Source organism: Mediterraneibacter sp. HA8405, from assembly GCF_056148955.1.
The window spans coordinates 2,954,286-2,968,166 of sequence record NZ_CM148758.1; the positions used below are offsets into that span (position 1 = coordinate 2,954,286).

At 47.3% G+C, this 13,881-nt stretch carries 9 protein-coding genes; 1 reads left to right on the forward strand and 8 read right to left on the reverse strand.

Annotated elements, in window-relative coordinates:
• Nucleotides 1–7: 7 nt before the first annotated feature.
• The 4 genes from AC0QUU_RS13865 to AC0QUU_RS13880 all read right to left on the reverse strand — a co-directional run bounded on the left by AC0QUU_RS13865 (nt 8) and on the right by AC0QUU_RS13880 (nt 5,755).
• A complete protein-coding gene (locus AC0QUU_RS13865) occupies nt 8–265 on the reverse strand; it encodes an HPr family phosphocarrier protein (protein ID WP_474543475.1) in 258 nt (85 codons plus the stop codon).
• 157 nt (nt 266–422) lie between these two features.
• The gene (locus AC0QUU_RS13870; protein WP_474543476.1) at nt 423–806 is read right to left on the reverse strand and encodes a hypothetical protein; all 384 of its coding nucleotides are present in this window, start codon (nt 804–806) and stop codon (nt 423–425) included.
• A gap of 156 nt (nt 807–962) precedes the next feature.
• Entirely contained in the window at nt 963–2,882 is a 1,920-nt protein-coding gene (locus AC0QUU_RS13875) for a DNA methyltransferase (protein WP_474543477.1), read from the reverse strand.
• Complete coding sequence (locus AC0QUU_RS13880) at nt 2,873–5,755, reverse strand: DEAD/DEAH box helicase (protein ID WP_474543478.1); 2,883 nt, start codon at nt 5,753–5,755, stop codon at nt 2,873–2,875. Before AC0QUU_RS13880 ends, AC0QUU_RS13875 begins: the two co-directional genes overlap by 10 nt.
• Nucleotides 5,756–5,944: 189 nt before the next feature.
• Between AC0QUU_RS13880 and AC0QUU_RS13885 the strand changes: the two genes are divergently transcribed.
• Complete coding sequence (locus tag AC0QUU_RS13885; RefSeq protein WP_474543479.1) at nt 5,945–6,196, forward strand: helix-turn-helix domain-containing protein; 252 nt, start codon at nt 5,945–5,947, stop codon at nt 6,194–6,196.
• A gap of 109 nt (nt 6,197–6,305) precedes the next feature.
• Here the strand turns inward: AC0QUU_RS13885 and AC0QUU_RS13890 are convergent, their stop codons facing one another.
• From AC0QUU_RS13890 to ppdK, 4 genes are all read right to left on the reverse strand, one after another.
• A complete protein-coding gene (locus AC0QUU_RS13890; RefSeq protein WP_474543480.1) occupies nt 6,306–7,640 on the reverse strand; it encodes a S1C family serine protease in 1,335 nt (444 codons plus the stop codon).
• Nucleotides 7,641–7,769: 129 nt separating this feature from the next.
• Nucleotides 7,770–8,897 carry a YibE/F family protein gene (locus AC0QUU_RS13895; RefSeq protein ID WP_474543481.1) on the reverse strand — a complete coding sequence of 376 codons (1,128 nt, stop codon included), beginning with the start codon at nt 8,895–8,897 and terminating at the stop codon, nt 7,770–7,772.
• Nucleotide 8,898: 1 nt separating this feature from the next.
• Nucleotides 8,899–10,908 carry a purple acid phosphatase family protein gene (locus tag AC0QUU_RS13900; protein ID WP_474543482.1) on the reverse strand — a complete coding sequence of 670 codons (2,010 nt, stop codon included), beginning with the start codon at nt 10,906–10,908 and terminating at the stop codon, nt 8,899–8,901.
• Nucleotides 10,909–11,164: 256 nt separating this feature from the next.
• Nucleotides 11,165–13,798: a pyruvate, phosphate dikinase gene (gene ppdK / locus AC0QUU_RS13905; protein ID WP_474543483.1), complete on the reverse strand. Its 2,634-nt coding sequence runs from the start codon at nt 13,796–13,798 to the stop codon at nt 11,165–11,167.
• Between the last annotated feature and the right edge of the window lie 83 nt (nt 13,799–13,881).

Below are 13,881 nucleotides of genomic sequence, written 5' to 3' on the forward strand. Positions count from 1 at the left end.
TTTCGCTCTATAAATGCTCTTTCAGAACCGTCTCCAGCGCAGCACATGCCGCAACTTCATCCGGTCCGTCTACTTCAACAATAACTTCATCTCCGCACTTAATTCCCAGCGCCATCAGAGGAGCCAGCTTCTTCCCGTCCGCTTCCCTGTCTCCGCTTCTGAACAGCACGGAAGATTCATACTTTTTCGCTTCTTTCACTACGATCCCGGCCGGCCTCGCGTGGATGCCCGCCCTGTCAGCGATAACATAAGTAAATGATTTCATAATGTTATCTCCTTTCTGTCTTTTCTCGATACTATCCTGATCAGGAGACCTTCTCCCGCTTCCTGACCGTATAGGATAATTTTACCCCTTTCCGTGCATTACGTCCAGTGTTTTATAAGAAGAGCAGATTTCTTTTGGTGAAATTGTATGATTATTTTCATTCAAACAAATATCTGTCCGTGTCCACATTATATACAAAACCAAAGATCTCCCTTCCCCGCCTCACATCACTTTTATTGAGATAAATTGTAATATGCAGTTTCTTCGGCATCTCATCTCTGTCCGTTGAAAATTTTGTTGTATGAAACGCATTTTCCCGGTACATATGAATTACTCTCTCTGCAAATGCCTTCTGTTCGTTTATACTTTCAGAATTTGCCACCACTGTCAGGTAACAGTCGTCATTCTGAGTTCTGCTGCTGACCACATCCGGGACTCCGGAATTGTCCTGCGCTTTCCCGTCCCCGATTGCAGGCAGCCGGGTAAAAATAAAAAACGCCGTCAAAATAACGGCTGTAATAAAAACTATTTTTGTAAACATTTTATTGCCTTCCGTCATATCCGCTCCATTTTGTCTCATTTTTACAACCGATTATATATTTTTTCACTTTCAAAATCAATATATCCGGTTGAAAAAATGAGACATGGCGGATATTCCGTCCCGGTTTTCCGTGATACGGGAAGCCCGGCCGGACTTCTAAAGATTCCAGATCGTCTCATCCCCGCAGATATTGCGGATCTTCAGCCTTAGCGGCCGCTGTTCCGAATCAATTTTTCCATTCCAGAATACTCCGGTCATCTTGCCGTCCCGGACAACGCGGCCCACTTTATCTATTTTGACTTCTGCGTCAGAATGCCATACGCCTTCGGATGCGCTGCAGTCCAGAGAGAGAAAATCTATCATTTCCAGACCTTCGTCACTGATCAGAATCGGAATAAATTTTTTCCCTGCTTTTATTTTTGTCTGTTCTCCCTTCCGGTTAAACATGTCAATTTTTCCCTGTACTCTGTCACTTGCGAAACGGTCAACTGTCACACTGAAACGCTCTGCCGCTCCGTTCTCTTCCGATGCCTCTGTATGCTCCATGTGGAACTCCGCATAGTCCTCCACAATTACATCATCCAGCACTTCTTTTAAATCCCGCAGCTCAATCTCCACTACAGTTCTGTCATTTTCTGCGATCCGTTTCTTTACTTCCCCTTCATCGATGATATCTATGTAATACACAATTACTTTTTTAATCCTGCTGTCCAGATCCGGGAGAATCTGGTAAATAAGCCGATTTAAAAATGCACGGCTTAAAAAGCGGTCGCTGCTGTCCAGCAGATTCGGAAGATAAACCGGCACCGTCCCCAGTTTACTGTCTGAAATATAGCCGGCCCAGAATTTCCCGGGATCAACACCGGAATCATCCTCTGTCTCCTCCGGAACTTTCTCGGCGGATCGGTCAGTCTTCAGACCCGGGATCAGGGACCTGAGCTTCTCCATCGTCTGAACCGGATTACGGTAAAGGCGAACACCATCCTGAATCTCCAGCACATCAAAGCATGCGCCGTTCGCTTTCAGCCGGTCACGGGCCGTCTGAATGGAATTTACCCCGATATCACAATGAATGAACCTGCGTCCAAGCTTCGAAGCCGCCGCTGCCGTAACTCCGCTTCCTCCGAAAAAGTCCGCCACAACCATTCCTTTATCAGAAGATGCTTTTATAATTTTCTCAAGCAGAGCCTCAGGTTTCTGCGTGGCGTAATCCACCCTTGTTTTCGCCATGGAATTCTCATAGGGAATCAGCCAGTAATCATTGTCGATCATGCCTGCGTCCGGATAATAAGTGCGCCATTTTCCGGCGTCAAATCTTTTCCTGCACACTCTGCCCTGATCATCCCGATCCCGGAAATGGCTTTTTATATATTCCTCTGTATATGGAACCCGGGCTCCTTCTGTATTAAAGTAAGCGTCTTTACTTTTCCCGTAACAGAAAATTGTATCATGCTTCGGCGCGAACCGGTCATCCGGACGCCCCAGAGTGGAATAGCACCAGATAATCTCATTGCGGAAGTTCTCTTCGCCGAAAATTTCATCCAGAAGGATTTTGACATAATGGCCGATATGATAATCCAGATGCACATAGATAGACGCAGTCTCGCTCATAATCGATTTGACAGCCATAAGATTCTCATACATCCAGTTGAGATACTTCTCTTTTTCCCACACATCCCCGTACATTTTCTCCTCAAAGGAACGCAGATCCTCTGCATCCAGCTCCCGGCCCGGCTTTGTTTTGCCCAGGGTATCCTTCACATTTCTCCGGATATACACTTTTTTCGCATAATCAGCGCCGCTGGCAAAAGGAGGATCTATATAGACCAGATCAGCCTGTATACCTTGTTCCTGCAGGTATGCGCAGGCTGAAACACACTCGCCGCGAATAATAAGATTGCCGCTCTCATCCTTTCCTGCTGTTTCCTGTTTTTCCACTTCGTACAGCGGCATCCCCCTCTCCAGAATTCCGGCTGTATCATCTGCTCCTTTATATCTGAGCACCCGGTTAAAGTTCTGCAGAACGGCCTGCCCCTTCACCGGTTCCGGCACAAAAGGCACATATTTTACCGGCATGTAGTCTCCTCCTCTCCGAAAAATCCGTATATTGTTTCCTGTGTCAGCCTGATTCTTGCCGACTCAGACAGTGTGTCTTCCAGGTACAGATACGCAAAACGCTCATACCCGAATTTTTCATTATTCTTTCTGGTAAACTCCGTTTCCATAAACCGTTTCCTGTCCTGAAAGTCCCGGACGCCGGCATACAGCTGTCCTTTTGTCTCTACAAGAAGCACTTTATATATTCTTCCGGTTTTTCTCTTCAGAATCACAAAATCCGGCGTATAAATCCCCACATATACCTGTCTGCCTTCCTCTTTTCTGTAACACCGGATCTGAAATTCCGTCATGGAACGGTCGCCGTTATAATAGATTTCCAGTCCCATTTTCTCCATCTCCGGAAATGTCAGCGCCTCTTTCAGAAAGGTAATCTCAAACCCGCTGTCCATCCGGTACGGAAGGTAATGAAAGCTCCGGTCTTTTCCCGGATGGGAAATCGCTTTTTTCAGAATCATCTCCTCAATAGCCGTATTTCCCGTCTCCCTGGCAAGTTCAAGCATCTCCTGTTCCTTCGCTGTAAGCGCCAGCTTTCCCATATCATCCTGCACAATCTTTTCTGCTGTCTCCTGAGAGGGATAATATTTTCCCGGTCTGTCTGTCCGGATAATTTCTGTACATTTTTCTTTCTTCAGCAGACGCGCCTGCGTATAGACAAGCTCTTCTTCTACAGTAAAATCCTTTTCCTCGCAGAAGGCTTTCCTAATCTCCGCCTCCGCCTCTGCCCGGCCGTAAAGTGAACTGAATCGCCGCACTCCCTTCTCATCTGTATAAGTAATCCGTTCAAACACCTGCTTTAAAGCCTCATCCTGCTCCCTCAGCTGCTCCATGGACACAAAACCGAACGAAGACTTGACAATCCAGGAAAGCCACGGCAGAAAAACAGCAGGTTCTGTCCCTCTTTCCCGATAAATAACTTCTGTCTTTACGGACTCCATATCTGCCAGCTCTGCGGTTTTTACCACATTGCCGTACTTTTCCCGAACAGCGCACGCCCTGATTTTTTCTCCGATATCCACAGTTTTTTCTCTGGTATACTCTTTAAAATGCACCTGCATCTGATAATAATCCAACTCTGGCAGTTTCAGGTACTCCGTACGGTCGTACCGCTTCAGCTCCGGACGGAAATTATCCAGATTGCTGAATTCCTTCAGAGAAATATGCTGTTCCCGCAAAAGCTGGGCATTAAGTTTTCTGGCATTTCCTTCATTGAGGTAGATCAGCGCCGTCTCCCGGCTGTCTTTTATGACCTGTCTCAGGCAGCGGCAGGACGTCTGAAGAACCATATTTCGCGGGCAGTCTCCCTCCTGGGACAAAATAATTCCGGTCAGACTCCGGCAGTCCCATCCCTCTTTTCCGATCTGTACCAGAAGTACCACCCGAATGCGGGAATCGGTCTGATCCAGTGTATCAAAATTCATCTGACTGTCCGTTCCCCGTGGATATTTTCTGTTTCCTTTATGGAATTTCAGAACCGCGTCCGCAGAGATATCATACTCTGCCAGAATCCGCAGAACCAGAGGATATACCAGCTCCTCGCATTTTTCAATGGAACCGCAGTATATTCCCAGCTTCGCGGTCAGGCCGTTTTCATAAACCGTATCTTTATATGCGTCAAAAAACTCCCGCACGCCTTCTTCTATAATTACTTCACTGTCCGGAGAATCAGATATTTTTACTGCCGGCTTTTTCAGGAAACTCCCCACAGCCTGAGCCAGAGGATAGTAGTATACCACATTTGTAATTTCCGGGGATGCTACAAAAAGCCCTTGCCCTGCCGGTATCTTCTCCGCCTTTTCCAGATAAGGCGTACCGGAAAAACCCACCACAGAGTTCAACGTACAATTGTCCGCCCAGCGGTTAATCACCGCTCTCAGCTTAATTTCCTCTTTCACAGCATGATGGACTTCATCTACAAAAACAGAAAGCGCCGGGAGTTTGCCGATCAGATTCCTCAGTTCATTGGCCTGCCGGTCTCTTTCATCCATATCCGCATCTAAAATAGACAACTGCCCTGTCTTCTCCTGTATGCGGTCCAGAATCACCTTCTCCGCATTCGTCACGGCCACAAGTCCGAACAGATCAGACAAAGGCTGATGGGCGGCTATTTTCTGCACATTTGGATTTCTCGTCTTATTCGACTTTCTGCCCGTCCTGCTCTGATCCAGCACTTCAAAAATAAGCTTCCGCTTTATTTCTCCCGCCGACGGTTCCGGCAGCACCCAGGCCGGATCGAATTTCTGTATTGTCTTCAGACTGGGAACTACGGACGATTTCAGACCCGACGGCGCAAAAATAATGAAATTATGGGCAAATGCAGGATTTTCCGGTTCATTGCATGCAAAATAAAGTTCCAGATAAATAAAGGCCGCCATCAGCCAGGTTTTTCCCGCCCCCATGGGAAGACTGAAAAGATACTCTGTATAAGTCACTCCGTAAAAGGCATCCCGGAAAAACTGCCGGCAGTTCACCTGTTCCGGCGCGCGGGACAACTGTTCTTTCAGAGCAGGAGACACCTGCTCTCCGCTGTCATTTTCCAGAGACGCATATTCATAAAGCGCCGCCGCCGCAGGATCGGATTCCATATATTTCCGTACATCCGAAGGAAGGGGAAGCTCTTCCAGATTCAGATTATTAAATGCTCCGCAGCAAAAAAGAGCGGCCAGAGATCTGTTCTCACAGCCGGTTTTGAGAAATAAATATGTCTTTATTGCTTCAACCTGGGGACCCCTCAGCTGTCCCTTCTGAATAATGTACTCTATTACAGGCCCTGCCGTGCAGTCCGGGGAAGCGAACCATCTGTCTCTGGCCTCTGTTATCATCCTGTAAAACATCAGGAAAACCTCCTGTATCAAATATGCCCTGTCAATTTCCGTGATACGCTTATTATCTATTTATGATGTAAAAATGTCAATAGCTTTCCATTGTGTCTCATTTTTACAACCGATCAGAATAACCGGATTATGTAAAATCTATAGAACAGTGCAGAAATTGAGACAAACCAAAGGAAAGGACGATTAAAAATGCCCAAGCCACGCAAAAATACAGGGGAGAAAAATCTGATCAGCGCAAACCTGATCGAGCTGAGGAAAAAGCGCAATTATTCCCAGCGGCTTCTTGCATATCAGCTTCAGTTAAGGGGCTATGATATGGATAAAAATGTCATCACAAGAATTGAAACGAATAAAAGATATGTCACCGACATTGAACTGAAGGCATTCTGTGAAGTTCTGAATGTCACTTACGATGAACTGATTGACGGAAAACGTCCGTAGCTTTCCGGAATTCTATTCTCAGAACACAGAAACTGCATACGGCGGCCGTACATATGTACAGCCGCCGCATATTATCTGCGTCATCAGGATATTTCCTGTTTTCACGCCTTTACTCATTCTGCGCATCTGCCGCGGAGCCGAGTGTTATACTCAGGGTCTGCTCCTGATACTCTCCATTATCTGCACGCTGAACTGTCAGATCTACTGTTTCGCCTGCCGCGTAGTACTCCAGCACATCCTGCAGCTGCTCCATATTGCTGATGCTGCGTCCGTCCAGCTCTGTCAGAATATCACCCTTTTTCACGCCTGCCTCATCGGCCGGTCCGTTTTCCACTACTTCTGAAACTACAACTCCCGACGGTATTCCGTACAGTTCTGTAACTTCCGATGAAACATCCTGGCCTGCGATTCCAAGATAGGACGCCTGACTTGCATCCACCTTTTCTCTTGTAGTCAGATTCATCAGCTGCTTCAGGCTTGTCTCCGCCTTATCAATCGGAATTGCAAATCCGATATTATCTACCGATGTACCTGTTGAACTGGAAGCTGTTTTGGCTTCATTTATACCGATCAGTTCCCCGTTCATGTTCAGAAGAGCGCCGCCGCTGTTGCCTTCATTAATCGCCGCGTCTGTCTGGATCAGTCCGGTGGAATTGATTGTTGTACCGTTCTGGTCAGTCAGGGTCAGATCACGGTCAAGGGCGCTGACATATCCGCTTGTCACAGACTGTCCGTAACCCAGGGCATTTCCGATTGCCACGACCTGATCGCCCAGCTGAAGCTCATCGGAATCTCCTACAGTAGCAATTTTTATCTGATTCATCGTATCCTCCGGAATATCGGAAAGTTTTACTGCTACAACGGCAAGATCATTTTCGACATCCGTACCTTTGATCTCGCCGGCCACGCTTTCCTCGTCAATAAAGCCTACTGAAAGACTGGTGGCGCCCTCCACCACATGATTGTTGGTAGCGATCAGAAGCTCTGAGTCATTCTTTCCTACAATAACTCCTGTTCCCGCTCCTTCAACCTTGTACTGCTGGGTTCCTCCGAAGAAACTTCTCATCTCTTCAACAGACATTGTGGAAATTGTCACTACAGACGGCATGGCGTTTTTCGCCACTTCTGCCACCGTACCCGTCTGACTGCCGGCAGATGAGCCGGTATTCGAATCACTGCCTGTTGTCTGCGTCTGGCTGATCTTATCTGCTGCATCTGCTCTTTCTTCCAGATAACTTCCTGCAGCATTTACTCCGACCATGGTGCCCCCGGCAACCAGTCCGAACACAAGGGCCATAGCCACAACGCCCGCCCATTTCTTTCCTGCAGTAACAGGTTTCTTCTCCCTGGATTTCTTTTCCTCTTTCTGATTAAGCGGCTCATATTCAAACCGCGTTTCATTCTCAAATCTGTTTTCTCCATTTTCATTGAACTGTTCACCCATAACTCTGTACCTCTTTTCCTTTCAAAACCTTTTCGGTTTTTATTTCCTTTTTCAGTTCTCAAAATAGATTTGAATTGTGGCGGAATTATGAAGAAAAGTCAAAGAAAATGTGATTCTTTTCTGTCGTTTTTATTTCCCTTTTTTCAGTTTCAGATGCCATGCGCAGATCACAGATACCAGCGGCACAGTGAGTATTACCCCCATTGTAGACGCAATGCCCTGGATCACTTCGATTCCGATGGAATACATATTGGCAATCTGTCTTGCCGAATAATTATATACATACATAAATACCAGTGTATTTATGGAGCTTCCGGTAAATGCAAGGATCAGTGTATTGGACATGGTTCCCATCATATCCTTGCCCACCCGGATTCCCGAGGTAAACAGTTCTTTCCTGCTCAGATCCGGATTCCGGTAATGAATCTCATTGATGGTAGACGCCACCGACATTGCTACATCCATTACTGCTCCCAGCGTTGAAATCAGGATACCGGCATAGAGCAGTTCTCCGATCCTTACATTGGTCATCTGTCCTACATATTCCAGCTGTTCGATATCCGAAACATTATACCCCGAAATCTGTGTCAGCCTTCCGAACAGCACCGCAAGGATGCCGGAAATTCCCACTCCTGCCACTGTGCCCACCATAGCGGTAACGCTTTTGCTGGATATTCCCCCGATCAGATACATGGTCACGAAAGTAGTCAGCACCGCGACCAGAACAGCCGCGAAAATGGGGGAAATTCCACGATAAATCATAGGAAGAAACAGAAATACAATACATACAAACGTAAAGACAAGGGCCACGGCGGAATTAAAGCCCTGTTTGCCTCCGATTATGCACAGTGTAATCAAGAACAGAAGTACGATGGCATACAGCATCCAGGTACGGTCGTAGCTGTAGACTGTAACATAGAGAGAGTCATCACTTTCGTTTACCTCAGCAATGACTCTCATTCCCGGTTCACAGTGCGCCCCGTAAAGATAACTTGACGAGCTCACTGCTTCCACTGTATTTCCTTTATAATCTCCGCTTAAAAGCTCCAGAGTAACGACCTGATTGCCGATCTGATTGCCGGACTCTGTCTCATTATCCTGCAGGATTTCCACGACCCTGGCCTTCTCAAATGTCTTTCCTTCGGTGTCATAAAGACCGACCCGTTCAATCTGATTATATTGATACAGAAATACTGCAAATACGATCGTAATCAGCAGGATAATAATATGTCTTTTATGCTTTCTGATCTGCTGCATCTCAGCTTCTCTTTCTCCGGATATAAATTGTTGTTCCGCCTGCAGCCGCTGCCAGCACCAGTACTGCCGCCGGAAGTACCACATTTGTGTAATCTCCCGTTTTAACCGGTTTTACTGTGGATGGTTTCGCATTTACGCCGGCTGCCGATGTATCTGTCACAAAAGAATCGTTATCGTTCTGAGACGGATCATCTGTATTTCCGTCCGGCTTCTCATCAGACGGAGCCTGAACGGGAACTTCAACCAGCGCGTCCATTGCGCTCTTAAGAGCTGTATATGCATTGGTCAGCTCTTCCGTTGTTGCCTCCGCATTGTCATTTACTGTCTTTGCCGCTTCCAGAGCCTGCTGCATTACGCCGTAGCTTTCTGCTGTATAATCATCCGAAGCAAGAGCCTCAGCCTCTGAAATCAGGGCTGACAGCTGACTGTGGTCTGCTGATTTCACAAGCATGAACTGGGAGTCAATCTTCTCATCTGTATCGGTGCGGTATGTATTCAGTGTCAGAGTTGTCTCTGTCACATCGATAACGGAATAAGTCGGAACATCCTGCTGCCATCTGTTCGCAATATAGCTCTGCTGTCTCGGAACCAGGTCGTAATACTTACTTCCTGATGAAGATCCTGCAGTAAGATACATAATGCCTTCTGAATCAATTGCCACATCCTGGTTATCTGTAAGTTCAAGAACCGCATTCTCATCCATTACAGAATACAGATACTCCAGATATCTCTGCTCGGCCGGATCAGTTGTATCATCAGAGATATTCGCCGGAGCCTCATATATCGTCTCTGTGCTGTCGCCTACATCAATATCTTTATCCAGCTGCTCATCGAACTCATCATCTGTGTATTCAAATCCTGTTGTGCTCTGTCCGCCTTTGAGCATTTTTGTTCTGGAATATGCATGGTCATGTCCGGTCAGAACGATGTCCACATCATTTTCCTCAAAGATCGGCACAAGGCTGTAGCGAAGGTTGGTAATCTCCGGCTCATTGGAGTGCTCTGCCGAACCGTAGATATCCTGGTGCAGAGTAACGATTCTCCACTTACAGTCCTGGTTAGCCGCTACTGTTTCCTCAATAAACTGCTTATGCTCGCTTACATTTGTATCCTGTGTATTCAGGATCATGAACAGCGCATCGCCATATGTAAAGTAATAGTCGCCGCCTACATAGCCGTTGTCGCCCAGGTCGCTTAAGTTCGGGGTATTAAAATGATACGTATAATTTGCATTGTCTGCGTCATGATTTCCCACCGTGGTAGCCACCGGAACACTTTTCATTACATCCGGGCTCAGATAGCCGGCATATTCCATTTCGCTGACAGTTCCATCCGCAACTTTCTCTGCATTTGTCTGGATCTGGTCGCCTGAAGAAAGAATAAAACCTGCACTATTTCCCGTCTTTGCATATGCTCTGTCAAGAGTATAGCTCCAGTTGAATGTATCGTTGCGCACTGCTTCAGACTGCGCAGTCAGAAATGTAGGTTTCTGGATATCTTCCGGGGTCTTTGCTTTTTCTTCATTGGAAGAACCGATCTGCGGGTCTCCTACAAAGATAAAGCTGAAATCACTTGTATCATCGTCTGTTGTAAATGACTCAATCTCTTTACCCGCCACCTGGTAATAATAAGTCGTACCGGGCTGCAGATTTTTCAATGTAACCTTGTTGCTCAGATATCCCTCCTGAGAAGCAGTCTGTGTAATCTGGGCGCTCTGTCCGTCGCTCAAGTCACTGCTTGTCCCGTATACAAATCCCGTCTGCTCACCGTCTTTGCTGTACCAGGCAAAGTTCATCTGTGTCTCGTCTGCTCCCGGTGATATGGATACCTGTGTCCAGTCATCTTTCAGTGTTTCCCATTCCTGCGTCCATGCTTCCCAGGCTCCTCCCTGTGCTGCCGCAGTCTGACTCGCATCTGTCATGCCGTCCGGAGCCGCATCTGCAAATGCGCTCATAGGCTGACAGACTAAAGCTGCCGCTAAAACCAGCATTGCTGCTTTTTTCCACTTCATCTCTAATTCTCCTCCAATCAAAATTGTACAGGATCCTGAAGATCCGTAAAAAATTATAGCACCCCTGCAAAACCGTTTTTTATTTTTTACACAGCTTTAACACGAGTTAACTGTTTCATAACCTGGAGGCGGGAATTTTATACCGATTGCGGTTGCGGCAATTCTTTCTTTCAACAGAGCTGCAAAAAATCCCGCCTCTTATTCCAGAGACGGGATTTTTATACTGCTGTTTAATTCCAGCTTCTATTCTGTCGAATTAAGCGTTCTTCTGAGCGATTGCTGCCTGTGCTGCTGCCAGTCTTGCAACCGGTACACGGAACGGTGAGCAGGATACATAGTTAAGTCCGATGCTGTTGCAGAACTCTACAGAGCTCGGATCTCCGCCGTGCTCGCCGCAGATGCCGACATGCAGGTTCGGATTAACCGGTTTTCCTAACTCGATTGCCATCTTCATCAGCTTGCCAACGCCTGTCTGATCCAGTTTTGCGAACGGATCGTTCTCAAAGATCTTAGCGTCATAGTAAGCGTTGAGGAACTTACCAGCGTCATCACGGGAGAATCCGTATGTCATCTGTGTAAGGTCGTTTGTACCGAAGCAGAAGAAGTCAGCTTCTTTTGCAATCTCGTCAGCTGTAAGAGCAGCTCTCGGGATCTCGATCATTGTACCAACCTCATACTTCAGGTCGCTGCCTGCTGCTGCGATCTCAGCGTCAGCTGTCTCAACAACAAACCTCTTAACATATTTAAGCTCTTTCACGTCGCCTACAAGCGGGATCATGATCTCCGGAACGATATTCCAGTCCGGATGAGCCTTCTTCACATTGATAGCCGCACGGATAACAGCCTTAGTCTGCATCTTGGCGATCTCCGGATATGTCACTGCCAGACGGCATCCACGGTGACCCATCATCGGGTTGAACTCATGCAGGCTGTCGATGATCGCTTTGATCTGCTCAACTGTCTTGCCCTGAGCATCAGCCAGTTTCTTGATGTCCTCTTCCTCTGTCGGAACGAACTCATGAAGCGGCGGATCAAGGAAACGGATCGTTACCGGGTTGCCCTCGAGAGCCTCGTACAGAGCCTCGAAGTCTCCCTGCTGATACGGAAGGACTTTCTCAAGAGCTGTCTCTCTCTCTTCCTCTGTCTCAGCACAGATCATCTCACGGAATGCATCGATTCTTCCCTCGCCGAAGAACATATGCTCTGTACGGCAGAGTCCGATACCCTCAGCGCCAAGCTCAACAGCTTTCTTAGCGTCTTCCGGTGTATCAGCGTTTGTGCGGACTTTCATTGTTCTGTACTTGTCAGCCCAGTCCATGATGCGTCCGAACTCACCGGCGATCGTAGCGTCTACTGTCGGGATGATTCCGTCGTAGATGTTACCTGTTGTACCATCGATAGAGATTGCATCTCCCTCATGGAACTCTTTTCCGCCAAGTGTAAATTTCTTGTTGGCCTCGTCCATAACGATGTCGCCGCATCCGGATACGCAGCACTCGCCCATACCACGTGCAACAACGGCTGCGTGGGATGTCATACCACCGCGGACTGTCAGGATACCCTGAGCAGATTTCATACCTGTGATATCTTCCGGTGATGTCTCAAGACGGACAAGGATAACTTTCTCGCCTCTCTCTGCCCACTCCACAGCATCATCAGCTGTGAAGACAACTTTACCGCAGGCAGCTCCCGGTGAAGCGCCGAGACCTTTGCCCATCGGTGTAGCAGCTTTCAGAGCAGCAGCGTCGAACTGCGGATGAAGCAGTGTGTCAAGGTTACGCGGATCGATCATAGCTACAGCTTCTTCCTCAGATCTCATGCCCTCGTCAACAAGGTCGCATGCGATCTTCAGAGCAGCCTGAGCAGTTCTCTTACCGTTACGTGTCTGAAGCATGTACAGTTTACCGTGCTCTACAGTAAACTCCATATCCTGCATATCTCTGTAGTGTGTCTCCAGTGTGTGGCACACTTCGTTGAACTGCTTGAATGCTTCCGGGAATTTCTCTTCCATCTCGGAGATGTGCATCGGTGTACGAACGCCGGCAACAACGTCCTCGCCCTGTGCGTTTGTAAGGAACTCACCAAACAGTCCTTTTGCTCCTGTAGCCGGGTCACGTGTAAATGCAACACCTGTACCACAGTCATCTCCCATATTACCGAAAGCCATCATCTGTACGTTGACAGCTGTTCCCCATGAATACGGGATATCGTTATCACGGCGGTAAACGTTCGCTCTCGGGTTGTCCCATGAACGGAATACAGCCTTAACAGCGCCTACCAGCTGCTCTTTTGCGTCAGCCGGGAAGTCTGAGCCGATTTTCTCTTTGTACTCAGCCTTGAACTGTCCTGCCAGAGTCTTAAGATCCTCTGCTGTAAGTTCAACGTCCTGTGTAACACCTTTTTCTTCTTTCATCTTGTCGATGAGCTCTTCGAAGTATTTCTTTCCTACTTCCATAACTACGTCAGAGTACATCTGGATGAATCTTCTGTAGCAATCCCAGGCCCAGCGCGGATTGCCTGATGCCTCAGCCAGAGCTTCAACAACTTCCTCGTTCAGACCAAGGTTCAGGATTGTGTCCATCATACCCGGCATGGAAGCTCTTGCTCCGGAACGTACGGAAACAAGAAGCGGATTTTCTTTGTCTCCGAATTTCTTTCCTGTAATCTCCTCGAGTTTTGTCATAGCTTCCATGATCTGCGCCATGATCTCATCGTTGATCTGTCTTCCATCCTCATAGTACTGAGTACAAGCCTCTGTTGTAACTGTGAATCCCTGCGGAACCGGGAGTCCAAGGCCTGTCATCTCTGCAAGGTTGGCACCTTTTCCACCAAGAAGGTTTCTCATTGTTGCGTTACCTTCTGTGAACATATAAACCCATTTTGTTGCCATGTTCCAATGACCTCCTAAAAAAATTTGCAAATATTTATGCAATAATTCGCATATAATATTTTAATGGTTTTGCGGCTATGCGT

Coding starts and splice junctions, on each gene's coding strand:
- AC0QUU_RS13875 (WP_474543477.1), bottom strand. CDS start 2,882: ATGCCGGTAAAATATGTGCCTTTTGTGCCGGAACCGGTGAAGGGGCAG.
- AC0QUU_RS13880 (WP_474543478.1), bottom strand. CDS start 5,755: ATGTTTTACAGGATGATAACAGAGGCCAGAGACAGATGGTTCGCTTCC.
- AC0QUU_RS13900 (WP_474543482.1), bottom strand. CDS start 10,908: ATGAAGTGGAAAAAAGCAGCAATGCTGGTTTTAGCGGCAGCTTTAGTC.
- ppdK (WP_474543483.1), bottom strand. CDS start 13,798: ATGGCAACAAAATGGGTTTATATGTTCACAGAAGGTAACGCAACAATG.
- AC0QUU_RS13890 (WP_474543480.1), bottom strand. CDS start 7,640: ATGGGTGAACAGTTCAATGAAAATGGAGAAAACAGATTTGAGAATGAA.
- AC0QUU_RS13895 (WP_474543481.1), bottom strand. CDS start 8,897: ATGCAGCAGATCAGAAAGCATAAAAGACATATTATTATCCTGCTGATT.
- AC0QUU_RS13885 (WP_474543479.1), top strand. CDS start 5,945: ATGCCCAAGCCACGCAAAAATACAGGGGAGAAAAATCTGATCAGCGCA.
- AC0QUU_RS13865 (WP_474543475.1), bottom strand. CDS start 265: ATGAAATCATTTACTTATGTTATCGCTGACAGGGCGGGCATCCACGCG.
- AC0QUU_RS13870 (WP_474543476.1), bottom strand. CDS start 806: ATGTTTACAAAAATAGTTTTTATTACAGCCGTTATTTTGACGGCGTTT.